This is a genomic window from Acinetobacter sp. YH16044 (assembly GCF_013417145.1).
GTDB classification, from domain to species: domain Bacteria; phylum Pseudomonadota; class Gammaproteobacteria; order Pseudomonadales; family Moraxellaceae; genus Acinetobacter; species Acinetobacter amyesii.
Genome location: NZ_VPEK01000006.1, coordinates 37,502 through 61,658, shown reverse-complemented (window position 1 = coordinate 61,658; position 24,157 = coordinate 37,502). Strand labels below are relative to the sequence as shown.

Here is a 24,157-nt window from a genome sequence, read left to right as displayed (position 1 = left end):
TGCTTCCTTAATTACTTCTTAGATGCTTCGATAAGTTCGATGAAATGATCGAACAGTGGTGCGCAGTCATGTGGACCAGGGCTTGCTTCTGGGTGGCCTTGGAAACTGAACGCAGGTTTGTCTGTACGATGAATCCCTTGAAGAGTTTGGTCGAACAGTGATTTGTGCGTAGCTTTCAAGTTTGCAGGAAGAGTTTCTGCATCCACTGCGAAGCCATGGTTTTGCGAAGTAATCATCACAATACCAGTTTCCATGTTTTGAACAGGATGGTTGGCACCGTGGTGGCCGTGAGGCATTTTCACAGTTTTTGCACCTGAAGCAAGTGCAAGAATTTGGTGACCCAAGCAAATACCAAATACTGGTACATTGCGAGCATCTTCTACAATTGTTTTTACAGCTTCAATTGCGTAGTCACATGCAGCTGGATCGCCGGGGCCGTTCGATAAGAACACGCCATCTGGATTCAATGCAAGTACGTCAGCAGCAGGAGTTTGCGCAGGCACGACAGTCAATTTACAACCGCGGTCTGCGAGCATACGTAAGATGTTGGTTTTGACACCGTAATCGTATGCAACAACATGGAATTTAGCTTCAGGCTGAGAGAAACCTTTACCTAATGTCCAAGAACCTTCAGTCCATTCAAAGCCTTCAGGGTCACAGCATTCTTTTGCAAGGTCTAAACCATTTAAACCACCAAAAGCGCGTGCTTTAGCTAAAGCTTCTTCTTCTGTAATGTTTTCGCCAGCAAGGATACAACCATTTTGTGCACCTTTTGCTCGCAGAATACGCGTTAATTTACGTGTATCGATGTCTGCAATAGCAACAACATTGTGTTGTTCAAGGTAATCACCAAGTGATTGCTCAGCACGGAAGTTGCTATGCAATAAAGGTAGGTCACGAATGATCAATCCGTTAGCCCATACTTTATGAATTCGACCTGACTCAGCGTCTTCATCATTACAACCTGTGTTACCGATATGTGGGTAAGTTAGTGTCACAAGTTGTTGTGCATAACTAGGGTCAGTCAAAATTTCTTGATAGCCAGTCATTGCTGTATTAAAAACGACTTCACCAGTCGTACTACCCGATGCGCCAATAGAAGTACCTTTAAAGATAGTTCCGTCGGCAAGGGCTAAAATTGCTGGGGTGCTCAAACCAAAGCTCCTGAAATTTAGGCTGTAAAAAAGCGAGAAGACGAAAAAAAAGGAAGGCTGCTTAAAAACCTACCCTCCTTACATCTGCTCGCTTGAACTTAACACGGCATTATACGCAGAAAGCCACTGAAAGTCCATCGTAAATATCAGGAATAAAGCAGATAAAGCGCTTGCATTTTAGAATAAAGTTTGGTTTTGCAAAATCTTAGAAAAATGTAACCAATTAATTATTGTCAGACAAATCATAAATTAAAATTTATCAAAAAGCGCTAATGTGGGTCGGTCAGCAAAAACTATAGGTACAAAGTCATGGCAACACAACAAAAACAAACAGCGGCTAAAACCTCCCTGAAAGAAGTCGTTATCGAAGGTGCTGAAAAGCTTGAACAAGTTGCAAAAGAAGCAAGTGTTCAAGCCACAGAAGCGGTTACTGAAAGCAAAGAAAAGATCGGAGCAGAGGCAAAGCAGTTGAATGCCAGTGTGCAAGATCAATTGCGTCAGTTGAAGCAAGATGTATTGAATAAACTTGATCAGTTAAAAGTTCAGTTTGGTTCATCGCAAAAAGATTTCACTGAACTCAAAGAGTTTGTGAAAACTGAATTTAATACGGTCATCGATGATCTTTCAAAACTTGGAAAAGAGCTGAAAGAAGATGTGACTCAAATTTCAGGAAAGCACAAAGATCATTTAACAGAAACATTTAAGCGTTCTAAGGAACATACTTTGGAAGCGTGGAAAAAAGTTTCACCAGTGAAAGCTGATGTTACGGATCAAACCACAGATCTTAAAAGTTAATTGTGAATGACATGAATTTTAAAACACTTGAGCTAAGTCCAGTCATTCCAGGGAGCTGGATTAGGTGAGAGCGAATTAAACTTCAAGTTAGCGCTAAATATGCAAAAGGGAGTCATTAATGACTCCCTTATTGTGAATAGTACATTTAAGTCCAAAGCAGTTATTTAAAAATAGACAGGCAATAAAAAAGCAAAAGATCGCACTTTTGCTTTTTATCGAAGATCAAAACATTAAAAAGTTTAGAACTGATGTAGCCAATCACGTTTGTTGTGAAAGTCAGCATTTGGACTACTATGCTGCATGGCATAGTACTGTTCACCTTGAGGGGTTTTCAGTACTGCAGTTAGACCAATATAGAGATCTTCCCATTTAAGTTTGTACTTCAGCATAAATTCTGTCAGATCAAGACTGACATTTAAGCCATAGTGCGTCCGTTTCAACTGATTCAGTTCAATATCGTAAGCAGCTTGTGGCGGCATATCTTCTGGATAGCGATATTCTTCAAACTGGTAAGCCTGCCAAGCTTGTGAAGGGGAGAGGTTGATTTCACGATAAAAGTCTTCATTGCGTACACCAATAAAAACTTCTAAGCAGGTCTGTTCCCACAAAAAATCGATTCGTGGGTGAGCTGATACCAATTCTGGCCATTGAATCAGTTGGTTTGGGTCTCGAATCCAATAACCCACATTTAAAGTATATGGGCTTTGTTGTTCGATAGCACCAACGACTGATACAGCCTGAAAGCGACGATCAAAAGCGCTGAGTTCGAAACTTGCCATAAATGCTTAGTTAGACAGGTGTGCGTAGCGAACAAGGTTAGACAGTTTTGCATTTTGTTTTGCCGCTTTGCGGTAAATCAAAGCAATCTTACCAATCGTTTGAACAACTTCAGAACCTGAAACAGTCGCAATTTCAGTAATCATTGCAGCACGAGCTTCACGGTCTTCTGCCACAACTTTCACTTTAATTAACTCATGGTCGTTTAACGCACGGTTTAATTCTTCAATAACGCTTTCTGATAAGCCTTTGTCCGCAACCATTACAACTGGGTTTAGGGTGTGACCAATTTGACGTAAGCGTTTACGTTCTTGAATAGATAAAGCCGCCATAAATATAACCTAATTTTAAAAACGACCTAGTATAGCAAAATCAAAGTTGAAGCGCTGTATTTAATCGGCATTTTCTCGATGAAGATTATTGAAAAAAACATGATTTAAGATGCTTTTTAGATACACATGTCTACTGCAAAAGTGCTGAATTTCACGTACAATCAAGACTGAGAAGTTTTTTTTTATTTAGAGAGTTATGGCTACCCGCATTACTAACCAGAAATTATCCAAAAGTAGTCGTGACTGGATGCGTGAGCATCTTGATGACCCCTTTGTGAAAAAAGCACAAAAGGAAGGATATCGTGCGCGTGCCGCTTATAAATTGCTTGAAATTCAAGAAAAATACAAATTGATCAAGCCAGGCATGACCGTTGTCGACTTAGGTGCTGCACCAGGTAGTTGGTCGCAAATTGCCGGTAAACTTGTTGGCGACAAAGGTTTGGTCATTGCTTCTGATATTTTACCCATGGATGCTTTACCCGATGTGACCTTCTTGCAAGGTGACTTTCGTGAACAAGAAGTGTTCGATGAATTGTTAAAAATTTTAGATGGACGTACTGTAGACGTTGTAATTTCAGATATGGCCCCCAATACATCAGGTAATAAGGCTGTAGATCAACCGCGTCAGATCTATCTTTGTGAATTAGCAATCGACTTTGCTCAAAAGGTTCTTGGACCAAATGGACAATTTGTTGTTAAAGTGTTCCAAGGTGTTGGATTTGATGAATACCGTAAGCAAGTTGTAGACACATTTGATGTGCTGAAAACAGCAAAACCGGCGGCTTCACGTGCTCGATCTAAAGAAGTGTTTTTAATCGGGCAGGGACGTAAGAAAGCTTTCAAGTAAAGTTTACTTGCCAACTCGTTAAAAATTGTGCATTTTGTACGTTTTTAAATTATTGCGAAGCTACTCTGCAGCGTAAGTATTAGAGTCACCCATGTAAATGGGATTGAACGAATTAGATAGAAATGGGAATAAAGCTTTGAGCGATCTTTTTAAGAATGCCGTGTTGTGGCTGGTTATCCTAGGCGTGCTGGTTTTAATCTTCAGCAACGTCAGTGACCGCAATCAACCGACCGCGATGAACTATTCTGAGTTCGTGGCAGCCGTAAATGCGGGTCAGATTAAACAAGTCACCATTGATGGCGAAAGAATTCGTGGCGAAAAATCAAACGGTTCTGAGTTTGAAAGTATCCGTCCTGCGGTTCAAGATCCTGAACTTATGCCGAACCTAATCAAGAACAATGTTGTTGTTGAAGGTACAGCGCCACAGCGTCAAAGTATTTTGATGCAACTTCTGATTGCAAGTTTCCCTGTTCTTTTAATCATTCTGTTATTCATGTTCTTTATGCGCAACATGGGTGGTGGAGCTGGTGGTAAGAATGGCCCAATGAGTTTTGGTAAGTCAAAAGCAAAAATGCTTTCTGAAGATCAAATCAAAGTGACATTTACTGATGTTGCGGGCTGTGATGAAGCTAAACAAGAAGTTGTTGAAATCGTTGACTTCCTAAAAGATCCATCTAAGTTCAAACGACTTGGTGCAAGTATTCCGAAAGGTGTGCTTATGGTTGGTCCTCCGGGTACAGGTAAAACTTTACTTGCTAAAGCGATTGCGGGTGAAGCGAAAGTACCGTTCTTTAGTATTTCGGGTTCTGACTTTGTTGAAATGTTCGTGGGTGTGGGTGCGTCTCGTGTCCGTGACATGTTTGAACAAGCAAAGCGTCATGCACCATGTATCATTTTCATCGATGAGATCGATGCCGTTGGTCGTCACCGTGGTTCAGGTACAGGTGGTGGTAATGATGAGCGTGAGCAAACATTAAACCAAATGTTGGTTGAAATGGATGGTTTTGAAGGCAACGAAGGTATTATCGTCATTGCTGCAACAAACCGTGCTGACGTATTGGATAAAGCTTTACTTCGTCCAGGTCGTTTTGACCGTCAAGTGATGGTGTCTCTACCTGATATTAAAGGTCGTGAGCAAATCCTGAATGTACATTTGAAAAAATTACCTTCTGTGACTGGTGTAGATGTCAAAGTCTTAGCACGTGGTACACCGGGCTTCTCGGGTGCACAGTTGGCTAACCTTGTAAACGAAGCGGCACTGTTTGCTGCACGTCGTAACAAGAATACGGTCGATATGCATGACTTTGAAGATGCAAAAGATAAGCTTTACATGGGTCCTGAACGTAAATCGATGGTGATTCGTGAAGAAGAACGTCGTGCGACGGCTTATCATGAAGCAGGTCATGCGATTGTTGCTGAAATCTTGCCGGGTACAGACCCTGTGCATAAAGTGACAATCATGCCACGTGGTTGGGCACTGGGTGTGACTTGGCAGTTGCCTGAACATGACCAAACCAGCCATTACAAAGACAAAATGTTGAATGAACTTTCAATTTTGTTTGGTGGTCGTATTGCAGAAGAAGTCTTCATTAACCAAATGTCGACTGGTGCTTCAAATGACTTTGAACGTGCAACAAAAATGGCACGTGCAATGGTCACTAAATACGGTATGTCCGATAAAATGGGCGTCATGGTTTACGAAGATGACTCACAGCAGTCATTCATGGGTGGTTTAGGAAGTCGTGTGATTTCCGAAGCAACGCAGCTTGAAGTTGACCGTGAAGTTCGCCGTATTTTAGATGAACAATATAAAGTTGCTCGCGACATTCTTGAAAATAACAAGGATATTGCGCATGCCATGGTGAAAGCATTACTTGAATGGGAAACCATTGATCGTGATCAAATCCGTGACATTATGGAAGGTCGTGAACCACAACCACCAAAAGTGTACATCGCTGAAAATCCAGTGATTGATGTAACACCAACGGATGGTCCAGATGTTCCACCACCATTACCGTCATTGCCAAAAGCATAAAAATTTAAAACCACCTTCGGGTGGTTTTTTTATATGAAAATAAATGCATGTGAGCGAAATGCTGAGCAAACTTAGCGTTAAAATAAGCATAGCAAAATCTGGGATGTGTAATATGAAGTTGGTGTCTTTGCCGAATAAAATTTTAAACTGTGGTAATTTGCAATTAGATTTGTCAGAGCCACATGTGATGGGAATTTTAAATGTCACACCGGACTCTTTTAGTGATGGTGGCAAACACAATGGTAAAGACCAAGCTATAGCACATGCCTTACAAATGATTGCGGATGGTGCGACAGTGATTGATGTAGGTGGTGAGTCAACACGTCCGGGTGCATCTGTTGTTGAGGTTGAAGAAGAAATTCGACGGGTCGTACCCGTCGTTGAAGCCTTATCTAAACACAATGTAGTGATTTCTATCGATACCTCACAACCTGAGGTGATTGAGGCAGCGGTTCAAGCAGGTGCGCATATCTGGAATGATGTACGTGCATTAACTCGGCCGAATGCCTTAGAAACCGCTGCAAAACTGGATATTCCAGTGATCATTATGCATATGCGTGGCGAACCCACCACGATGAATAATCTAGATCAGTATCAAGATGTCGTGGCTGACGTCATCGATGAATTAAAGCAACGTGTGCAAGATGCATTAGACGCCGGTGTACGTGCAGAAAAAATTATGATTGATCCGGGTTTCGGCTTTGCTAAAAATGCGCAGCAAAATTTAAAGCTTTTACAGCAATTCTATCAATTGAATAACATGGGCTATCCGATCTTGTCGGCATTATCACGTAAGCGTTTTATCGGTGAAGCACTTGGCGGTGCAGATGCACAAAATCGCGCTGTAGGCTCGGTTGCAGCGCATCTACTTAGCATTCAACAAGGTGCATGTATGGTTCGCGCACATGACGTCAAAGCAACAGTAGATGCGATACGTGTTTGGCAAGCCATGCAGAACGCGGTGTGATTTGAAAATAGTGAATCCCAATAAATTTGGTGAATTGTAGTATTTGTGTTATATAAGCGCCCTGAATGTTTTGTGATAGAGTTTCGTATGTTTGCAGATTTACTGCTACCCATGTTTGATGATGAATATTACCCAGATGTGTTGGTTGCAGAGGTGAAGTTATTGGTTGTTCAATTTGCGAAGAAAATTGCAAAAGCAGATCTAAGTTCAACTGATATCTACCATTTTGCCAATGAAACGGTTGCACAGCTCAATAAGATGAAACCTCAATTTGAAGATTTAGATTCGTCTTTGGATGATACGGCTGCAGATTATATTGCAGAAGCCATGATGATGGTGCTGCAAGATGAAGGCCATATGGATATTGAAATGGAAGAGTTGGTTGCTAACCGAGAATGGTAATTGAACTTTAAAAAAAGCCCTGTAGTGACAGGGCTTTTTTGTGTCTAGGGATTTAAACAATTCATTGGGCTTTGTCTATAAAATCTTTAAAGGATGATTTGATCGATGCTGATAGTTTTTGTTCTTCTTGCATGGCTTGTAGATGAATGGCGTAGAAATACGTTTGATGCTCTTTTTGTTTTAAGGATTGTTGATAAGACCAATATGCCAGTTGGCGAAGCTTTTGTAGTTTTACTCGTTCAATGGCGCTGCTTTCAGGTTTATAAAATAACTCAGTAAATACACATAAAAAGAGACTGAAAAAAAGTCCACAGAGACTGATGAGGTTTAATACATCTATTTGTAGATACTTAAAGTTTATAGCGAGGATAAGTGTTAATCCGCCAAGGAGATACAGTTGTATTTGCAGGCGTTGAACTGCGGACTTGCTGCTAAAACGTGCTTGATAATGTGCATACCAGACATAGCAATAGATTAAAGGAAGAATAATCAATATACCAAGATTAAACGCCATGTTTGGGTCGTGAATTGAAAATGCCGTCGAAAGCATCTGGCCAAGTACTGCGCTGCTAAGGGGGATAAAAAGTATCAGGCAAAAGCTAAAGATTAAAACGGGTGCAGTGGGCGTTAGATTGATAATTTTAAAATGCGCAAACAGCAGCCGTTGATAAAAGGCATCGGGATGCTTGAGTTGTAGTGCAGGGAGATCAAAATCTGAAGGTATTGGCATTGAATAATAATAGATTTATAAATTTTAGGCATAAAAAAACCAGCAAATTGCTGGATCTTTTATTGCACCAATCTTAGAAGTATAAGAATGGTGCCCGAGGCCAGACTCGAACTGGCACGCTTTGTGGGCGGGGGATTTTAAATCCCCTGTGTCTACCGATTTCACCACTCGGGCATGTGCGCAATAATAGAGGACGAAATGAAGCTTGGCAAGTGTATTTGATGGTGTTTGTTTTAAAATCAATCAATTCATGCATATAAGTTGAAAATATTCAAAAATAGCGATGTATTGAATGACTTTTTGGGCAGTGATTTAAAGTTTTTTGCACTATATCAATGCCAGCTTATTTCATTAACTCATCAAGATAATGTTCAACATTTTGGTGCTTTAGCTTTTTACATAGCTGATTTTCCTGATGCAGCATTTGTATGTGCAAATTTTGGAACAGGGTAAAGCGCTCAGATAACTGTTTATGATTTGCCTGATTCGGATTACTGAGCGACAAACGTAATTTTGCTTTAAGCATTTGTTTATACGACCAATATGCAATACGACGTGTTTCTTGCAGAAAATAGTATTCTTGCGTGTTACTTCCACCTTTGAATAGATTTTCTTTATAAAAACGCACAAAGCCGAAACTCATGGCGAAAAAGAACAATACAGATTGAACAAAGGTGCTTTGTAAAAAGGCGATATTGAGTAACTGTAATAAAATCACGATCGCAAGTCTGAACGGCGTATTCTTCAAACTTTGATACAGGGACATTGAACTGTGCTTGATTTGCTTGATGACTAAGGGTACAACCAGCATGAAAAACAGCATAATACTCAGTACAGCAATACCATGAGCTCGAAACTCACTCATTTCTGGAAAATACAGTTGCACTGCATGTCCAATACTCATGCTCAAAGAAATAAAAATCATCGCCGCCAAAACCCAAGGAATAAGCTCTTTGAGTTCGTCTAAAATGCCTTGAGTTTTCAGTTGGCTATAAAATAAATAATTATGTTTAAAGGCTGCTGGATATTGCTGTTTCAGTTGTTGAAGGTAAAGAGCAGCCTGTTTCTTTTGAGCCATATTGTGACGTTAGTATTAAAGCGTGAAAATAATATAGTTGATTTCGATATTTTTGACAGAATTTTTTTCTAAATCATGTTGTATATCTGAACATTATAAGAGAAAACGCAATTTCTATAGCGAAGGTCGCAGTTTTCATCCTTCTTTTATGCGAAAATACATGATTATTGAATATTAAGTTTTTATAGGCAGTTTATGACTGATCATTCTCCTGAAACATTAAGCGATATCGAAATTCTAGACATTCTTCAGTCGATGAAATCAGATGTTTTAAATACTGAAGCAAATGAAGTGATTCGTAGTGGGGGAAAAGCTGGTCGTCAAGAAGCACACAAACAAGCTTTGGTAAAATTAAATCAAGCATTTGAAGATAAATTTGTTGAAGCTGTGACTTTGGCTTTAGGCTTAAATGAAGGCCAAAGTAAAAAAATCCGCTACAAAAAAGATCGTATCCGTATTTTGAAAGTTCGTGGTATCGATTATTTAGCGATTGATGGTGCCGAAACTGCACAAGTACTGTCACAAGTTGCACAAGCGATTGTACGTGAAGACGCAACGGTGACTCATGACCTGCATAACATTTTCCCATTTTGGAAAGAAGGCTGGCCAATGGTGCAATTCGACAATGTTTATAAAATTTTAGAAGATGACATTCGCATACATTATGAAGCAGTTCTAGAAGCATTAATTTCAAAGCATTAACCACTACAAATGAACCTGTGAGTGTAAAGCACTGGCTAGTTCTGTATTGTTAAGCATAAAAAAAGCACCTGATGGTGCTTTTTTTATCTTTCACTTTTTAAGTTAAGCTCGAATAAAACGGAAACATTCCAAAGATCAGACCTGCTGCTAACATGACAAAACAGGTGATTACAGCCCAGATAATGGTAAATTTCTGATGTTGTCCAAACTCGATCCCCGCAAGTCCACAGAGTAAATAGGTTGAAGGGACAAGCGGAGAGAGTAGGTGTACAGGTTGCCCTACGATGGAGGCACGTGCCATTTCTACAGGTGCAATTCCATAATGAGCGGCAGCATCGGAAAGAATTGGTAAAACCCCAAAATAGAAAGCATCATTCGACATAAAGAAAGTCATCGGCATACTAATGACAGCAGTAATCGGTGCTAAATAGGGACCCATACTTTCAGGGATAATTGCCACGAGTTCTTTAGACATGGCTTCTACCATGCCTGTTCCAGCTAAAATACCGGTAAAAATACCTGCAGCAAAAATAATACCGACCACATTTAAAGCACTACCTGCATGATGTGCGATTAATTTTTTCTGCAAGTCGACATTTTTGTAGTTGACGACTAGCGCAATACACAAAGCCACCATGAATAAAATAGGCATAGGTAAAATACTAAAAACCAGACAAATCATCAGAACGACGGTTAACAGTGCATTGAACCAACTTAGATCTGCGCGGTTGGCTTCTGGATTATCTGAAATTTGAATGTTTTCACCATGGCTGATATCCAATTGGACAATTCCCAGACGCTTTCTTTCCATTCGACCATACATGGTTCCCAAAAAGTACAACCAGCCGATGGCAAATAGCATCGGTAAAACCATCGGAACAAAAACATCACTTGGGTCGACATGAAGTGCGCTGGCGGCGCGGGCTGTAGGCCCACCCCATGGCGTAAGGTTCATAATGCCGCTAGAGAGCATAATCAAACATGCCATAATAAATGGGCTCATACCTAGGCGCTTATAGAGTGGCAGCATGGCAGCAACACAGATCATATAGGTTGTAGAACCATCTCCATCCAAAGAGACAATTAACGTCAGGGTAATGGTTCCAAGGACAACTTTTAACGGATCACCTTTGACCATTTTTAAAATAAATTTCACCGAAGGATCGAACAATCCTGTATCGATCATGATGGCAAAATACAGAATCGCAAAAAGCAGCATGATGCCAGTCGGTGCAAGTTTTTTTACACCTTCTATCATCATGTCGCCAATTTCATTTATTTGTATGTGTGACAAGCTGTCAAAAAAAAACCAAGTAACCACGCAATCAAGGCAAAAAGTAGGGGAATTAAAGTCAGTGCGACAAGTGGGCTTAAGCGTTTCGACATGATCAAATACATAAAGCACAAGATCATGCCCAAACCGAGTACGGTTAACATGGTTCATTCCTTTGAAATATAAAGCTGTTTTTAAATCCAAGGGCAGAGCATAAAGAGAAAATTCATCAGTCAAAACAAAGGTGAGAAAATGTGAAATACATCACTATTTTAGTGGGAAATAGTCATTAATAATGAAGGTATTAGGGAAGGGCGGTTTTTCGATTTATTTTAATTTGTATTCAAAAAAAGTGGTCTGTTTACATTTATTCAACATCAGTAGAGAACTGTAAGTGCTGTGCAGATCCAGTTTGATCACAACAAGTACGCTTATGCAAAAATAGACAGTAGGGTCCGAATCGGCCAACTAAATAATCGGAACCAAAAAATTAAGGGATTATAAAAAAACAGACCAAAACGCATGGTTTCGTCATATTGTTGTCGACCGCGTTCATAGGGATAAGGCGTTAAAAACCACGCAGTGGCGATCAGTGTAACACCGAGCAATAGAAATAAAGGTTGTGGATGAGCTTTAAAAAAATAATAGATCAGATAAGCCCCAGTATAAAAACTAAAGCAAGTCAAAATCGCTTTAAGTGAAAAAGACATCTTCGTATTCCATCGTATTTATATTTTATTGTTTTAGAAAAAAAAGAATCGAATTAATCCGATTCTTCTGGTGTATCTAGTTCAGTTTCAGCCTGTTGTAAGCGGGTCACTAATAATTGGTCAATTTTAAAGTGGTCTACATCCACAACTTCAAATTTGTAGCCATGATAGGTGACAAAGTCCGCTGGACGTGGAATTTTACGCAGTTTAAACATCATAAAGCCCGCAAGGGTTTCATAGTTTTCTTCATCGGGCATTTCATCTAAAGCGAGGGCATGCTTTAAATCTTCGATTGGTGTACTGCCATCGATAAGCCAAGAATCCGCATCACGTTTAATAATTTGTTGTTCTGCTTCAATCGGTGTTACCCAGTCGCCCATCACGGTAATCATAATGTCGGAGAGGGTAATAACGCCGACAACCAACGCATATTCGTTAATTACTACGGCAAATTTTTCTTTGGTTGAACGGAAACGATCGAGTAATTCGGACAGTGTTAAAGTATCTGGAATCGTGAGGACATTACGAATGGTATTTTCGTTGAGCTGTAAAAGTGACTGATTGTTCAGGATACGAACCAAAATATCTTTAGCATCTACATAACCAATCACGTCATCAATATTTTCACTACAGACCAAAAACTTCGAATATGGAAATTCAGCGAGTTTTTGACGAATACTGGCTTCTGATTCTTTTAGGGTAAAGTACACCACGTTTTCACGTGTAGTCATACTTGAAGGGACGTTACGTTCTTCCAGCTCAAATACGTTTTCAATAAAGTGGTGTTCTTGCTTTTGTAGTACACCAGCTTGAGCACCGGCATCCATCACGGCTGAAATATCGTCAAAGGTAATATTGTCATCACGTGTTGTATTCACTTTAAATAAACGAAACAACAAATTGGCAATGGCATTAATCACCCACGCCATTGGCTTACACACCTTAATAAAGATTTGAATCGGGTCAACAACAGCAACGGCAATTTTTTCAGGTGCGATCATCGCCAAACGTTTTGGCATCAAATCAGCAAATAGAATGAATAAGGATGTGACTAAAGTAAACGACAGTGTGAATCCAATGGTTTCAGTCCACGGACCTTGATAAAAACGAGTGACTAAGGTTATGAAATAAGGACGAAAAGCACCTTCACCCAAAATACCGCCGAGAATTGCTACGGCATTTAAGCCAATTTGTGATGCGGCGAAAAAGTCTGCTGAGTTGGCTTGTAAGTCAAGCACACGTTGTGCACGTGAATCTCCAGATTCAGCCAAAATTTTAAGTTTTACTTTTCGTGCACCCGCGAGGGCAATTTCAGTTAAGGAAAGAAAACCCGCACCGACGATCAGGAGAATAATAATGACAATATTTTGGAAAAGGCTCACGAATACACCTGTTTGTGATTCATTCTATTTTTCTGTATTTCTAACACAAAAATGGGCAAGGTAGTAGTCTTAACTACTACCTATATAGTGACAGTATACGTTTGAATTAATAAGGAATTAAAGAATTAATTACTGATACTGTGAAAACTGAGAGTTATTCATTAAGTATTCGCGGTTTTCTTCTTCAATCATTTGACGTGCAACATACAAAATAAGTTGACGTAACCAGCGATGAGCAGGGTGATGATGAAGTAACGGACACCACGCCATTTTTAATTCAAATTCAGGAATATAGAATGGTGGATCACGAAGTAACAGGTTTTGACTTTTGGCTTGAAGGCGAGCAATACGGCTTGGCAGAGTCGCAACCAAGTCAACATTCGAGGCCAATAAGCCTGGCATTTGATAATGACGGGTGAAAACTGAAATTTTACGTTTTTGGCCAATACGTTCTAGAGCCTGATCAATCCAACCTAGACCCGCTTGTTTTTCAGGATTGACACCAAAACCGACACCCATACCTGTTTTAGATACCCAAATGTGTTGTGCATCTAGATAGCTCTTCAGGTTTAAATTATTTGCAGCAGGATGCTTGGCATTTAAAAGGCATGAAAAACTGTCACGCCAGACCAAAACTTGGTGGAAACTTTGCGGAATTTCATTAAAGCGGTTAATCGCCAAGTCGACTTTACCTTGTTCCATATCTCGATAAGACACATCACTAGGCGTTAAAAAATCGAGAACCACATTGGGTGCTTCTGAGCGCAAAGCTTTTACTAGGCGCGGCACCAGTGTTGCTTCAGCATAATCTGAAGTCATGATGCGGAAGACACGATTTGAGGTGTAAGGGCGGAACTCGGTACGGGGTTCCAAAATCATCGAAAGGTCAGAAAGTGCATCACGGATACGTGGCTGTAATTCAAGCGCACGTTCTGTAGGTGTCATACCTTCTGAAGAACGAATAAGAAGTGGATCATTAAATAAGTTGCGTAGACGACGTAAAATATTACTCATCGCGGGCTGAGTTACACCCAGTTGCTCGGCAGCACGAGTCACATTTTTTTCACGAAGAAGTACATCAAGATAAATTAATAGATTGAGATCGACCCGCTCCAGATTCATAAAATAAATACCGACAATAAAATCATGAAATTTATCTGATTATGCCATAACTACTAAGGCTTGTGTAAAAAATGGATGAAAAAATGACGTGTACTATTGTACTAAAATTCGGCAGTTTTAAGACAAATTTGCTGAAGCGACAGCACATATTTCTTAAACACTTATTACCTGTTTAGACCGATATTTTTAAATAAATATAATAAAAATAAGGAGCAATTTTGATTATGCGAAGTGATGTTCATAAAACTAAAAAGTAAGATGAAATATCTCATTTACATAATCATTTGAGGACGGAATAACCATGCATTTAGTTTGGTAAATTTGGGCAAAAAAGGCGTAAAAAATGCTGTTTTTTTTTAAAGTGAATGCTCAGTCGACTTAAGTCTAATGAAGAATAATTCATCAGAGTGTTTGTAAAATAGACAAAATAATCAGCCAAATTTATTGATAAAATTATTTAAATACAAATACTTCTGAATATTGGTTAATTATTATAATACGACTTTAATCTACATATTTTTTAAATAAATACTGAAAATTAATGCAGAATATTGGATTAATTTTTTTAGTCAATCTACTCTGTGTCTATCGCAACGAAGTGTTCTAAATCTGAACAATCATTCGAGGGTATGATTTTAGCCTTACGTTGCAGAAAAATCCTAATATTATTACAGGAACATATCATGTCTACATACTTAACAGCGATTGATGCAATCCGTGAATTAAAAGCAAAATTCGGAAGCACTTGGCGCGATATTAGCCCAGAAGATGCTGCACGTATGCAAATGCAAAACCGTTTCAAAACTGGTTTAGACATTGCGAAATATACAGCTGCAATTATGCGTCGTGATATGGCTGCTTATGATGCTGATTCTAGCAAATACACTCAATCATTAGGTTGCTGGCACGGTTTTATCGCACAACAAAAAATGATTGCGAACAAAAAATACTTCGGTACAACTGAACGTCGTTATATCTACCTTTCTGGTTGGATGGTTGCAGCTCTTCGTTCAGAATTCGGTCCACTTCCTGACCAATCTATGCACGAAAAAACTTCAGTTCCTGCATTGATCGAAGAAATCTACACTTTCCTTCGCCAAGCTGATGCGAAAGAATTAAACGACTTATTCCGTGCGCTTAAAAAAGCAAACGAAGCAGGTGATACTGCTAAAGCTGCAGAAATCACTGCTCAAATCGACAACTTCCAAACTCACGTTGTGCCAATTATTGCGGACATCGACGCTGGTTTCGGTAACGAAGAAGCGACTTACTTACTAGCTAAGAAAATGATCGAAGCGGGTGCTTGTGCACTACAAATCGAAAACCAAGTATCTGACGCTAAACAATGTGGTCACCAAGCTGGTAAAGTTACAGTTCCACACGAAGACTTCATCGCGAAAATCCACGCTCTTCGCTATGCATTCTTAGAAATGGGTCTTGATGACGGTATCATCGTTGCTCGTACTGACTCTGAAGGCGCTGACTTGACTCAAAAAATCCCAGTGGTTAAAGAGCCAGGCGACATCGCTTCTCAATACATCAGCTACTTAGACACAACTGAAATTGACATTTCAGAAGCTCAAGAAGACGAAATCCTAATCAAGCGTAACGGTAAACTTCACCGTCCAAAACGTCTTGCTTCTGGCTTGTATCAGTTCCGTCCAGACACGCAAATCGACCGCGTTGTACTTGACTGTGTATCTAGCCTTCAAAATGGTGCTGACCTTCTTTGGATCGAAACTGCGACTCCAAACGTTGAAGAAATTGCTCACATGGTTAACCGTGTACGTGAAGTTGTTCCAAATGCGAAACTTGTTTATAACAACTCTCCATCATTCAACTGGACATTAAACTTCCGTCAACAAGCGTACGATCGTTGGGTTGCTGAAGGTAAAGACGTATCTGCATACGACCGCGCTAAATTAATGAGCGCTGAGTACGATAACTCTGAATTAGCTGCTGAAGCTGACGAAAAAGTTCGTACATTCCAAGCAGATGCTTCTCGTGAAGCGGGTGTGTTCCATCACTTAATTACACTTCCGACTTACCACACAGCTGCGCTTTCTACTCACGAGCTTGCTCAAGGTTACTTCGGCGACCAAGGTATGCTTGCTTATGTAGCTGGCGTTCAACGTAAAGAAATCCGCGGTACGATTTCTTGTGTTAAACACCAAGCAATGGCTGGTTCTGACATCGGTGACGACCACAAAGAAATCTTCGCTGGTGACAACGCGCTTAAAGCGGGTGACGATGCGAAAAACACAATGAACCAATTCGCTGCTCACTAAGCATTGAACTGATTCGAAAAAAAGCCCAGCGAAAGCTGGGTTTTTTTATGGCTTTAAAATCGTGTTGAATTTAGGTTCTGTTGATATTTCATAATGACAGCCAAATAAATATGTAAGCTAAGGCAACTGATTTTTCATAGTTCTGCTTGAGTCTTGCAAATGTATTCTGGATTGTTTTTTTGGATAGATAGCAAGCCAAACTGGGACAACTCTTAAATAAGCTTTTGAAATTGAAAAGATTTGAATGAAATATTTGAAGCAAAGAAAAGTGGTGGAATGGAGCAGAGATAGAATATTACATTATTGAAGAAGCCTTTAGTGGCAGGTTTGTGCGCCTTTAATCAACAACTCATCGGAATTAAAACAAATACGCTATATCTACACTTGTATATTTAATAAGCTTTCTTTGCGCTAAAAAAGCGACACTTATCTTATGGCTTTGGTCAAAAGGTATGCATAAAAACAAATGAATGGACAATAAAAATGGAAAAAAATCTCTGGATCAGGACACTTCTTTGTATGACAGTTACGGTGTCGCCACTTATTTTCGCAGCGACAACCACTGCACCCGTTCCACCCAATAGCCAGCAAGTCTTTTTTGTCGGCAATAATTGGGATGGTACGGTTACAGTGATCAATCCTGCAAAAAACTATCAGAAAGTTGGTGTCATCAATATGGTGCCCGACAAAAAACAACGCCTCACTGAAATTTACCTCAACCCAGTAAAATTAATCGCCTATAGCTATATTCGTAATACAGCAGGAGAGGGAAATGATCAATTGGTCGATGACATGTATTCCACACCAGATGGCAAATCGGTAGTTGCATCACGCCCAAGTTTTGCAGATGTTGTCTCGATTAATATTACAACAGGGAAAATTAATTGGCGCACACCCGTTGAGGGATTTCGAGCAGACCATATGGCAGTATCCCCTGATGGGCAACAGGTTGCAGTATCAGCATCTTCAGGAAATGTCGTACATATACTCGATATCAACACAGGCAAGGAGCTCGGGCGCTTTGCCACAGGAGATAAGCCACATGAAAATATTTACTTTGATGGTGGCACAAAAATTCTTAACTCAGCCATAGGTAATGTGGAAACCTCAATGGATGCAGCGTGGCAGGATTTCACTAAAGGCAAACGCTATATCACCATTGCCGATGCTAATAATTTTAAAGTCTTGAAGAAAATTGATTTTCGTCCTGCATTGGATGCCTTTGGCCGTAAAGACCTATCGAACGCTGTGCGTCCAATTGTGTTTAGCAAAGACGAATCCAAAATCTATGCACAAGTCTCATTTTTTAATGGCTTGGTCGAATATGATCTCAATCAAGGCAAAGTCACACGCATTGCACAGCTTCCTGGAATTACAACTATTCCCTCTGATCGCACGAAATGGGTAAATGACTCACGTCATCATGGGCTTTCGATCAGTGGAGATGGTGAAAAACTATGTGTTGCAGGAACGATGGATGATTATGCCACCATCGTCGATCGTAAAACTTTGACCGCGGCGAAATTGATTGCTGCAGGCAAACCGTATTGGGCAACGCAAAGTCCAGATGGTAAACGCTGTGTCATTTCTGAAAGTGCCACAGATGCAGTAACCGTGATTGATTTTGCAACAGGTGAAAAAGTCATCACAGTTCCAGTTGGCAATCACCCACAGCGTGTTCGTTTGGGTTATGCGCCAGCAGGATGGGGCAACTAATAATTTAGATAAAATTAAATAAAAAGGTAAATTCAGAGTCAAATCGGCTCTGAATTTTTTAAATATCAGAAGGTGTCTAGAGACTGCATCATGAATAAAAAATGGATTGTTTTAGGTTTGACGTTTAGTTTAATTTTATGGTTGATGATTCAGTTTTTAAAACCACGGCAGCAGGAGGTTCATGAACAGCTACCTTTAGATCAACAAAAAGTGTCCGAAACACATTCAGATCAAACCACGGAAAATGTTTTACAGCATTCAAGTTCCAAACCCAAACAAGAAAGACAAGATAATGAAACGCACACCCAGTTATTACAGCAACGTGAACAGGTATTTCAACAATTTCAGCAAATAAACACACAGATGAGTCAGGGGCAGCAGCCGAATCAAAATCAAGTACTCGCTTTACTCGAGCAGCAATACAGATTGGTTGAAAAAGGCGTCGTGAACGTGGATGAAGCTATTTCATCTATTCAATATTTACGCCAAATACTTCCCGAAATGGATCGATTTTTAGATGGGCAGCAAGCTAAATTGGAACAACTCAAAAATTGAATAAGGCGGATTAAATCAGCTTTTGAAGGTGAACAAACTTGAATAAAAATTTTTAACTGATGTTACGCAGTAACATCAAAGCGCAATTTGCTTCAAATAAAACAACGATACGCGGTAACGTCATCCGCAAGTGTTTAAGACAGGACTACTTCTAATCAAAAATGTTTTTGTGATGCTTTGAATAATTTGACGGTAGTGAACGAGTTTTGCGGATGACAATGGTTTTGGGTACTTTTGTCGAAACAAAAGTATCTCCAGCCGAAGGCTAATCTCTTTATTTAATCCTTAGATGTAAGACTCCGTCGAATAGGCTTAAAATTATTTTAAAAATGCGAAATTACTTTTATGTGCGTAACATCAGTTTTTAAGAAAAGAACAGGAGTCGAATAGCGCAGAAATAGAATAGTGAATTTTTTAGAATATTTTTGAATTGAGTTGAATGCTGAAAATTCATTTAATGACTTGGAAGATAAACACTCCGAAGATGCCGCTGCAAATGTCGTGACCCTGAACCCGATGAGTTCAAGGTGGACGCGACGTACACTCGCTGGGTTTCCCACACGAGGAGGGCATACGCTCAGAATATACAGAACACATCCATAAGTTTAAGTATCGGCAGGGGATTAGACCTAGCTGGCGAACACCTCAGAGATGTACTCAGTATAACGAATTCAGCGTTATTGGCAAATCACCAAACGCTGACAAAGTGTTTAAAATGAAGCAATCGGGCAAAGTATAATCACTAAACCACCGATTAATCAGTCAATTCTTCCACTTGTTCCAAAATATTTTGCAACAAAAGTTCGCAGTTTGCATATTCTTGCAAACTCTTATTCATCGACAGGACTTCTTGCATTAACTCAAGTGCGACCATAATGATCAACTTGCTTGGTTCCATACGTGGCGCTTTACGACGAAATTCATCGTATTTGTCATTCAGCAGCTGCGCTGCACGTTCTAAATCTGCTTGTTGGTCAGAGGTCGTCGCTAAACGGAAACTATGACCTAGAACTTTTAAATCAACTGCAATTTGTTCACTCATGATCAAACTTCCTCATTGCTTTCAGTCGGATGCGCCAATTGTTGAATTTCTTGTGCATGTTGATCTTGAGCAGTACCTAAAATGGCTAAACGTTGAATAATCGCTTCAACTTTGGCTTTGGCATGTTCATTTTTTTGAAGCAGACGTTCACGTTCTTGCTTTAAACCTTGAATTTCTTGCTGAGCATGACGTTGTTCATTTTGCATTTTTTCTTTGACGATACGTAACTCATTACGCTCTGCCAAAATTTCCTGAAAACGATTTTTTAGATCAGTACAGCTTTTTTCGAGGCGGCTGTATCGGTCAGCCAAAGCAGTTGCATCAGTATTGAGCTGTTGAAGTTGAGCACGTGAATCAGTTAATTGCTCATTCAGTGTTTCAATTTCTTCTTGTTTCGAGGTGATAATGCCGTTCTTATGTACAATTTGAGCATGATGCTGCTCATTAGATGAGTTTTTCTCATCTTGTAAGGCACCATTTTCGCTTTCAAATTGCGCCAGTCGCGTTTTTAAAACGCTAATATGCGCTTGGAGACGCTGTAATTCTTCTAACATAACGTAGTCGCACAGTCTTGCAAACAAAGGTAATATATACGAAGTATAGAGATTGGATAAGCGAATGCAAGACGATATTTCAGGTTGGTCAGATTGGTCCCACAATTTTTCTAAAATTGAAGAAATTTCAAGCCCAAGTGAGTTACATGGTTTACTCACCGGTATAGTTTGTGTGTCACAACCACCGAGTCGTGAAGAGTGGCAACAAATTTTAGCAACGCTTGATGTTGCTGAATTAGATGAAGATGCATTGGCATTGTTAACTGAAGAAGCAGAAGATGTAGCTCATTCTCTTTCAGATCATGAACTCGACTATCTTCCTTTATTACCAGATGATGATCACTTACTTGGTGAGCGTGTGCAAGCCTTGGCAGACTGGTGTGCAGGTGTGGTTCTTGGTTTTGGTTTGGCGGCAGGACATCTGCGTACCAATGAACAAGAATTGATTGAGCATTTACAAGATGTCGCTTCAGTAGAATTTGAAGATTCAGATGATGATGAAGAAGGTGAAGAAAGCTATCAGGAATTATACGAATTTGTTCGTTTAATCCCAGTAAGCCTATCTATGGGACGTACCAAAGTAGATGTTTCAGAAACACCGTTGTTACAGCTGAGTGCTAAAAATTCATCGGCTCAAGCGGGCAATGTGGTTGAAATGTTCACACCACACCGTCCAAGTTAAGGCATTCTTTTTGCATCAATAATTAATAGATGATGGGCTCTATCTTTGGAGTTCATCATCCTATTAAATCAATCATAGTCCAAGCGTATAAGAAGCATATCAATGAAGAAATTAACTCAAGCAGATTTTCAGGAACGTCGTGACATCCTTGCAGGTGAAATGGGCTTACGCAGCATCGCAATTATTGCCACGAGCAAAGAAGCCATGCGAAACCGAGATGCTGACTATAAATTCCGTGCTGATAGTAGTTTCTTTTATTTAACAGGTTTTGCTGAACCTGAAGCGGTTGCAGTGATTGAAACCTTTGATAGCGAAGAAGAAGGTTATAGCTATAGTTTGTTCTGCCGTGAACGTGACCGTGAAATGGAAATTTGGAATGGTTACCGTGCGGGTATTGATGGTGCGATTGATGACTATGACGCGGATGAAGCCTTTGCTATCGATTTATTAGACGAAGAAATTTTAGAAAAATTACAAAATAAAGATAAATTATTTTACCGTATTGGGCAGCAAGCAGATTTTGATGCTCGTGTGGCGCAGTGGATTGCAGCTGCAAGCGGTGAATCACGTAAGGGTGCAAGTGCGCCTGCACAAGTCATTCAATTGGATCGCATTATCGATGAAATGCGTTTGCATAAGTCTGATGATGAACTCGAACTGATGCAGATTGCTTCGGATATTTCAGCAGAAGCGCATACCCGCGCCATGCAAACGGTTAAACCGGGCATGATGGAATATGCACTAGAAGCAGAACTGAATTATGTCTTTGGTCAAAATGGTTGTGTACCGTCCTATAACAGCATCGTTGGTGGTGGTGAAAATGGCTGTATTCTGCACTATGTGGAAAATGATAAAGAATTAAAAGATGGTGATTTGGTACTGATTGATGCCGCATGTGAATATCAGCTATATGCCTCAGATATTACCCGTACTTTCCCAGTCAACGGTAAATTCAGCCCTGAACAAAAAGCACTTTATAATGTTGTCCTCGATTCGCAAATTGCGGCGATTGATGCTGTGCGTATCGGCAACTCTTATAAAGAACCGCATAACGTTGCAGTGCGTATTTTAGTTCAAGGCTTGCTGGATCTTGGCATCATGCAGGGCGATATTAACGAAATCATCGCAAAAGAAAGTTACCGCCAGTTCTATATGCATGGAACAGGTCACTGGCTCGGTATGGACGTGCATGACGTCGGTTCTTACAAACAAGACGGTGAATGGCGTGCCTATGAAGAAGGTATGGTTGTGACTGTTGAGCCAGGTCTTTATATTGCGCCAGATGATGAAACAGTGGATGAAAAATGGCGTGGGATTGGCATCCGTATTGAAGATGATGTTGTAGCAACTCAAAATGGTCCACGTGTTTTAACCGCTGCAGTGGTGAAATCTGTAGAAGAGATTGAAGCGCTGATGGCGAAAGCGAAAGCCGCTTAAGTTAATATAGTAATTAAAAAAGCCGGTCAGATGATCGGCTTTTTTTTATCTATAAGCAGTCATATAAATACTAATCATACAGACAATGTTAATTAGCAATGTAGTTGATTTTCTGATGTTAAGTTTTTACAAAAATTAGATATAAGTCTTTTAAAATTAATCGTATAAATTTTTTATTTTAATCATAATTATGGGCGTTAGAAAAGCTGGGGTGGTTATTCCCTTTAATGGCAATCAACAGGATATAGAAAGACTGGTAAATGATTGGCTGGTTTATTTTGAAGAAAACTCAAAATCTGCATTAGATATAGAGTGGCTGACGGATCATGTTGTTTGTATCAATAGTGCCGGATTAGCGCATTTTGCTTTTACTGAACCTGAAAAATGGAGCAGCTTGCTGAGCAGTGGGTTACCGATTAAATGGATGATATTCTTTGATTTTGCAGACACAAATTCAAGCTATAGCTATGCGCTTTATAAAGAGGGTGCAGAAATTAGATGTGTCATTCAAGCGGAAGAAGATGAACTTTACATGGATGGGCAAATACAAGATTTTGAAAAAGAATGGTTAAACTTTTCAACAAGATATTTATACGAATATGTTGAAAATGGCAAAATTCAAAAAAAATGGATGACTGATTTAAACAGTTTAAAAGAAGAAATCAATGAAGATTTGGAAAGCTATTATCAGTATTATTATTTTAGCGAAAAGGATCATTTAATTTATCATACTCAATTGGTTCGGCTGTTATTGATTGAACTCTTTAAAAACTATGTCGGTTTTGAAATCTTTGATAGTGATTATAATCCAGTAAAGAAAATAAAGTTTAAGTATAACAATCAGCGTACTTATGATGATTATTTGAGTTTAGCCTCAAGAGGGGATATTGCAGCCCAAATTAAATTGGGTGAAATGTATGAAACGGGATGCGGCGTCGAGAAAAATGATTTAACAGCACAAGGATGGTATCAAAAAGCGGCTGATCAGGGGGATGATGCAGCGATGCTGAAGTTAGCGGTGCTGTTGTTCAAAAATCCATGTAAAACAGATATTCATATCGCTTTAGATCTGCTGAATCAGGCAGTGGAAAAGGGAAATATAAACGCAAGAACGGCCCTTGCTGAAATATATGAAAAGGGCGAAATTCTTGATCAAGATTATAATCTAGCTATGAACTTGTACAAGCAATCGGCAAAACAAGGCTGTGCAATTGCCCCCTATAAAATTGGTTTAATGTATGAGCTGGGTAATGGTGTAAATCTAGACTTAAAGATAGCAAAGCGCTGGTATCACCAAGCGGCGAATGCTTTTAATCAAGATGCAGAAATTCGATTACAGAAATTAATCCAGTATTTTAATGCTTAACTTCCTAAGCACCTTATTTAAATTACTGATGTTACTGCGTAACATCAGTTAGGCAGAATAACAAGGCACTTTTTATGAAGGGCGATGTGAATCATTTGAATGAGGAAGCTGATGCTTGAAATTAAAATGATCTGTGGTTGAGCCGGAAATTTAATCGGCTCAGTCATTTTTATTGTGATTTTAAGTGATTCGCTATTTTTTGAGATGAATA

The 24,157-nt window shown here is 39.6% G+C and carries 22 protein-coding genes, 1 tRNA gene, 1 other RNA gene and 2 pseudogenes; 12 read left to right on the top strand and 14 right to left on the bottom strand.

The genetic code is table 11. The features are described from left to right. Positions 1-11: 11 nt before the first annotated feature. Entirely contained in the window at positions 12-1,154 is a 1,143-nt protein-coding gene (carA, locus tag FTV38_RS06010; protein WP_168378093.1) for a glutamine-hydrolyzing carbamoyl-phosphate synthase small subunit, read from the bottom strand. Positions 1,155-1,463: 309 nt separating this feature from the next. Between carA and FTV38_RS06005 the strand changes: the two genes are divergently transcribed. Continuing rightward, entirely contained in the window at positions 1,464-1,949 is a 486-nt protein-coding gene (locus FTV38_RS06005) for a hypothetical protein (RefSeq protein WP_180021941.1), read from the top strand. Positions 1,950-2,188: 239 nt separating this feature from the next. Here FTV38_RS06005 and FTV38_RS06000 read toward each other — a convergent pair whose 3' ends face one another. Together FTV38_RS06000 and FTV38_RS05995 are read right to left on the bottom strand one after the other, a co-directional pair. After that, the gene (locus FTV38_RS06000) at positions 2,189-2,728 is read right to left on the bottom strand and encodes a DOMON-like domain-containing protein (protein ID WP_078191341.1); all 540 of its coding nucleotides are present in this window, start codon (positions 2,726-2,728) and stop codon (positions 2,189-2,191) included. Between the two features lie 6 nt (positions 2,729-2,734). Then, positions 2,735-3,058: a YhbY family RNA-binding protein gene (locus FTV38_RS05995; RefSeq protein ID WP_168378090.1), complete on the bottom strand. Its 324-nt coding sequence runs from the start codon at positions 3,056-3,058 to the stop codon at positions 2,735-2,737. 196 nt (positions 3,059-3,254) lie between these two features. On the opposite strand from FTV38_RS05995, the gene rlmE reads away from it, so the two are divergent. The 4 genes from rlmE (at position 3,255) to FTV38_RS05975 (ending at position 7,309) form a co-directional block, all read left to right on the top strand. Continuing rightward, a complete protein-coding gene (rlmE, locus tag FTV38_RS05990) occupies positions 3,255-3,905 on the top strand; it encodes a 23S rRNA (uridine(2552)-2'-O)-methyltransferase RlmE (protein ID WP_078192159.1) in 651 nt (216 codons plus the stop codon). A 136-nt stretch (positions 3,906-4,041) separates the two neighbouring features. Then, positions 4,042-5,940 (top strand): ATP-dependent zinc metalloprotease FtsH, encoded by a 1,899-nt coding sequence (gene ftsH / locus FTV38_RS05985; RefSeq protein WP_078191443.1) that lies wholly within the window; start codon positions 4,042-4,044, stop codon positions 5,938-5,940. 112 nt (positions 5,941-6,052) lie between these two features. Continuing rightward, entirely contained in the window at positions 6,053-6,907 is an 855-nt protein-coding gene (gene folP / locus FTV38_RS05980; protein ID WP_218950251.1) for a dihydropteroate synthase, read from the top strand. 87 nt (positions 6,908-6,994) lie between these two features. Then, positions 6,995-7,309 carry a DUF5713 family protein gene (locus FTV38_RS05975; RefSeq protein ID WP_078191338.1) on the top strand — a complete coding sequence of 105 codons (315 nt, stop codon included), beginning with the start codon at positions 6,995-6,997 and terminating at the stop codon, positions 7,307-7,309. Between the two features lie 61 nt (positions 7,310-7,370). On the opposite strand, the gene FTV38_RS05970 is transcribed toward FTV38_RS05975, so the two are convergent. The 3 genes from FTV38_RS05970 to FTV38_RS05960 all read right to left on the bottom strand — a co-directional run bounded on the left by FTV38_RS05970 (position 7,371) and on the right by FTV38_RS05960 (position 9,117). Continuing rightward, a complete protein-coding gene (locus FTV38_RS05970; protein WP_180021940.1) occupies positions 7,371-7,823 on the bottom strand; it encodes a hypothetical protein in 453 nt (150 codons plus the stop codon). A 304-nt stretch (positions 7,824-8,127) separates the two neighbouring features. Then, a tRNA-Leu gene (locus tag FTV38_RS05965) sits at positions 8,128-8,213 on the bottom strand. A 169-nt stretch (positions 8,214-8,382) separates the two neighbouring features. After that, the gene (locus FTV38_RS05960; RefSeq protein WP_180005427.1) at positions 8,383-9,117 is read right to left on the bottom strand and encodes a hypothetical protein; all 735 of its coding nucleotides are present in this window, start codon (positions 9,115-9,117) and stop codon (positions 8,383-8,385) included. 195 nt (positions 9,118-9,312) lie between these two features. On the opposite strand from FTV38_RS05960, the gene FTV38_RS05955 reads away from it, so the two are divergent. Continuing rightward, positions 9,313-9,819, top strand: a complete 507-nt coding sequence (locus FTV38_RS05955) for a hypothetical protein (protein ID WP_078191335.1) — start codon at positions 9,313-9,315, stop codon at positions 9,817-9,819. A 97-nt stretch (positions 9,820-9,916) separates the two neighbouring features. Here FTV38_RS05955 and FTV38_RS05950 read toward each other — a convergent pair. From FTV38_RS05950 to FTV38_RS05935, 4 genes and pseudogenes are all read right to left on the bottom strand, one after another. Then, a pseudogene (locus FTV38_RS05950) lies at positions 9,917-11,256 on the bottom strand (CitMHS family transporter). 267 nt (positions 11,257-11,523) lie between these two features. Continuing rightward, positions 11,524-11,802: a hypothetical protein gene (locus tag FTV38_RS05945; protein WP_180021939.1), complete on the bottom strand. Its 279-nt coding sequence runs from the start codon at positions 11,800-11,802 to the stop codon at positions 11,524-11,526. Between the two features lie 53 nt (positions 11,803-11,855). Continuing rightward, positions 11,856-13,184, bottom strand: a complete 1,329-nt coding sequence (locus tag FTV38_RS05940) for a hemolysin family protein (RefSeq protein ID WP_078191332.1) — start codon at positions 13,182-13,184, stop codon at positions 11,856-11,858. A gap of 129 nt (positions 13,185-13,313) precedes the next feature. Continuing rightward, positions 13,314-14,306: a LysR family transcriptional regulator gene (locus FTV38_RS05935; RefSeq protein ID WP_078191331.1), complete on the bottom strand. Its 993-nt coding sequence runs from the start codon at positions 14,304-14,306 to the stop codon at positions 13,314-13,316. A gap of 683 nt (positions 14,307-14,989) precedes the next feature. Here FTV38_RS05935 and FTV38_RS05930 point away from each other — a divergent pair. Then, positions 14,990-16,594 (top strand): isocitrate lyase, encoded by a 1,605-nt coding sequence (locus FTV38_RS05930; protein ID WP_180021938.1) that lies wholly within the window; start codon positions 14,990-14,992, stop codon positions 16,592-16,594. Positions 16,595-16,682: 88 nt separating this feature from the next. Here FTV38_RS05930 and FTV38_RS18370 read toward each other — a convergent pair. Further along, a pseudogene (locus FTV38_RS18370) lies at positions 16,683-16,784 on the bottom strand (IS5/IS1182 family transposase); the annotation flags it as partial. A gap of 329 nt (positions 16,785-17,113) precedes the next feature. On the opposite strand from FTV38_RS18370, the gene FTV38_RS05925 reads away from it, so the two are divergent. Together FTV38_RS05925 and FTV38_RS05920 are read left to right on the top strand one after the other, a co-directional pair. Further along, entirely contained in the window at positions 17,114-18,310 is a 1,197-nt protein-coding gene (locus tag FTV38_RS05925; RefSeq protein ID WP_257228674.1) for a YncE family protein, read from the top strand. Between the two features lie 90 nt (positions 18,311-18,400). Then, the gene (locus FTV38_RS05920; protein ID WP_168378083.1) at positions 18,401-18,865 is read left to right on the top strand and encodes a hypothetical protein; all 465 of its coding nucleotides are present in this window, start codon (positions 18,401-18,403) and stop codon (positions 18,863-18,865) included. A gap of 472 nt (positions 18,866-19,337) precedes the next feature. Here FTV38_RS05920 and ssrS read toward each other — a convergent pair. The 3 genes from ssrS to FTV38_RS05905 form a co-directional block, all read right to left on the bottom strand. Further along, a non-coding RNA gene (ssrS, locus tag FTV38_RS05915) (6S RNA) lies at positions 19,338-19,520 on the bottom strand. 99 nt (positions 19,521-19,619) lie between these two features. After that, a complete protein-coding gene (locus FTV38_RS05910; RefSeq protein WP_168378082.1) occupies positions 19,620-19,907 on the bottom strand; it encodes a cell division protein ZapA in 288 nt (95 codons plus the stop codon). Between the two features lie 2 nt (positions 19,908-19,909). Then, positions 19,910-20,461 (bottom strand): hypothetical protein, encoded by a 552-nt coding sequence (locus FTV38_RS05905; RefSeq protein WP_078189180.1) that lies wholly within the window; start codon positions 20,459-20,461, stop codon positions 19,910-19,912. A gap of 64 nt (positions 20,462-20,525) precedes the next feature. Here FTV38_RS05905 and FTV38_RS05900 point away from each other — a divergent pair, with 64 nt between their 5' ends. The 3 genes from FTV38_RS05900 (at position 20,526) to FTV38_RS05890 (ending at position 23,946) form a co-directional block, all read left to right on the top strand. After that, the gene (locus tag FTV38_RS05900) at positions 20,526-21,143 is read left to right on the top strand and encodes a UPF0149 family protein (RefSeq protein ID WP_180021936.1); all 618 of its coding nucleotides are present in this window, start codon (positions 20,526-20,528) and stop codon (positions 21,141-21,143) included. A 102-nt stretch (positions 21,144-21,245) separates the two neighbouring features. Next, positions 21,246-22,580, top strand: coding sequence for a Xaa-Pro aminopeptidase (pepP, locus tag FTV38_RS05895; protein ID WP_180021935.1), 1,335 nt, complete (start codon positions 21,246-21,248; stop codon positions 22,578-22,580). Between the two features lie 190 nt (positions 22,581-22,770). Continuing rightward, on the top strand, positions 22,771-23,946 hold the full coding sequence (locus FTV38_RS05890; RefSeq protein ID WP_180021934.1) for a tetratricopeptide repeat protein: 1,176 nt from the start codon (positions 22,771-22,773) through the stop codon (positions 23,944-23,946). Positions 23,947-24,157: the final 211 nt, after the last annotated feature.

Coding starts and splice junctions, on each gene's coding strand:
- FTV38_RS05955 (WP_078191335.1), top strand. CDS start 9,313: ATGACTGATCATTCTCCTGAAACATTAAGCGATATCGAAATTCTAGAC.
- FTV38_RS05975 (WP_078191338.1), top strand. CDS start 6,995: ATGTTTGCAGATTTACTGCTACCCATGTTTGATGATGAATATTACCCA.
- folP (WP_218950251.1), top strand. CDS start 6,053: ATGAAGTTGGTGTCTTTGCCGAATAAAATTTTAAACTGTGGTAATTTG.
- rlmE (WP_078192159.1), top strand. CDS start 3,255: ATGGCTACCCGCATTACTAACCAGAAATTATCCAAAAGTAGTCGTGAC.
- FTV38_RS05925 (WP_257228674.1), top strand. CDS start 17,114: ATGACAGTTACGGTGTCGCCACTTATTTTCGCAGCGACAACCACTGCA.
- FTV38_RS05930 (WP_180021938.1), top strand. CDS start 14,990: ATGTCTACATACTTAACAGCGATTGATGCAATCCGTGAATTAAAAGCA.
- FTV38_RS05960 (WP_180005427.1), bottom strand. CDS start 9,117: ATGGCTCAAAAGAAACAGGCTGCTCTTTACCTTCAACAACTGAAACAG.
- FTV38_RS05935 (WP_078191331.1), bottom strand. CDS start 14,306: ATGAATCTGGAGCGGGTCGATCTCAATCTATTAATTTATCTTGATGTA.
- FTV38_RS06000 (WP_078191341.1), bottom strand. CDS start 2,728: ATGGCAAGTTTCGAACTCAGCGCTTTTGATCGTCGCTTTCAGGCTGTA.
- FTV38_RS05970 (WP_180021940.1), bottom strand. CDS start 7,823: ATGGCGTTTAATCTTGGTATATTGATTATTCTTCCTTTAATCTATTGC.
- pepP (WP_180021935.1), top strand. CDS start 21,246: ATGAAGAAATTAACTCAAGCAGATTTTCAGGAACGTCGTGACATCCTT.
- FTV38_RS05920 (WP_168378083.1), top strand. CDS start 18,401: ATGAATAAAAAATGGATTGTTTTAGGTTTGACGTTTAGTTTAATTTTA.
- FTV38_RS05945 (WP_180021939.1), bottom strand. CDS start 11,802: ATGTCTTTTTCACTTAAAGCGATTTTGACTTGCTTTAGTTTTTATACT.
- FTV38_RS06005 (WP_180021941.1), top strand. CDS start 1,464: ATGGCAACACAACAAAAACAAACAGCGGCTAAAACCTCCCTGAAAGAA.
- FTV38_RS05900 (WP_180021936.1), top strand. CDS start 20,526: ATGCAAGACGATATTTCAGGTTGGTCAGATTGGTCCCACAATTTTTCT.
- FTV38_RS05905 (WP_078189180.1), bottom strand. CDS start 20,461: ATGTTAGAAGAATTACAGCGTCTCCAAGCGCATATTAGCGTTTTAAAA.
- FTV38_RS05995 (WP_168378090.1), bottom strand. CDS start 3,058: ATGGCGGCTTTATCTATTCAAGAACGTAAACGCTTACGTCAAATTGGT.
- FTV38_RS05890 (WP_180021934.1), top strand. CDS start 22,771: ATGGGCGTTAGAAAAGCTGGGGTGGTTATTCCCTTTAATGGCAATCAA.
- FTV38_RS05910 (WP_168378082.1), bottom strand. CDS start 19,907: ATGAGTGAACAAATTGCAGTTGATTTAAAAGTTCTAGGTCATAGTTTC.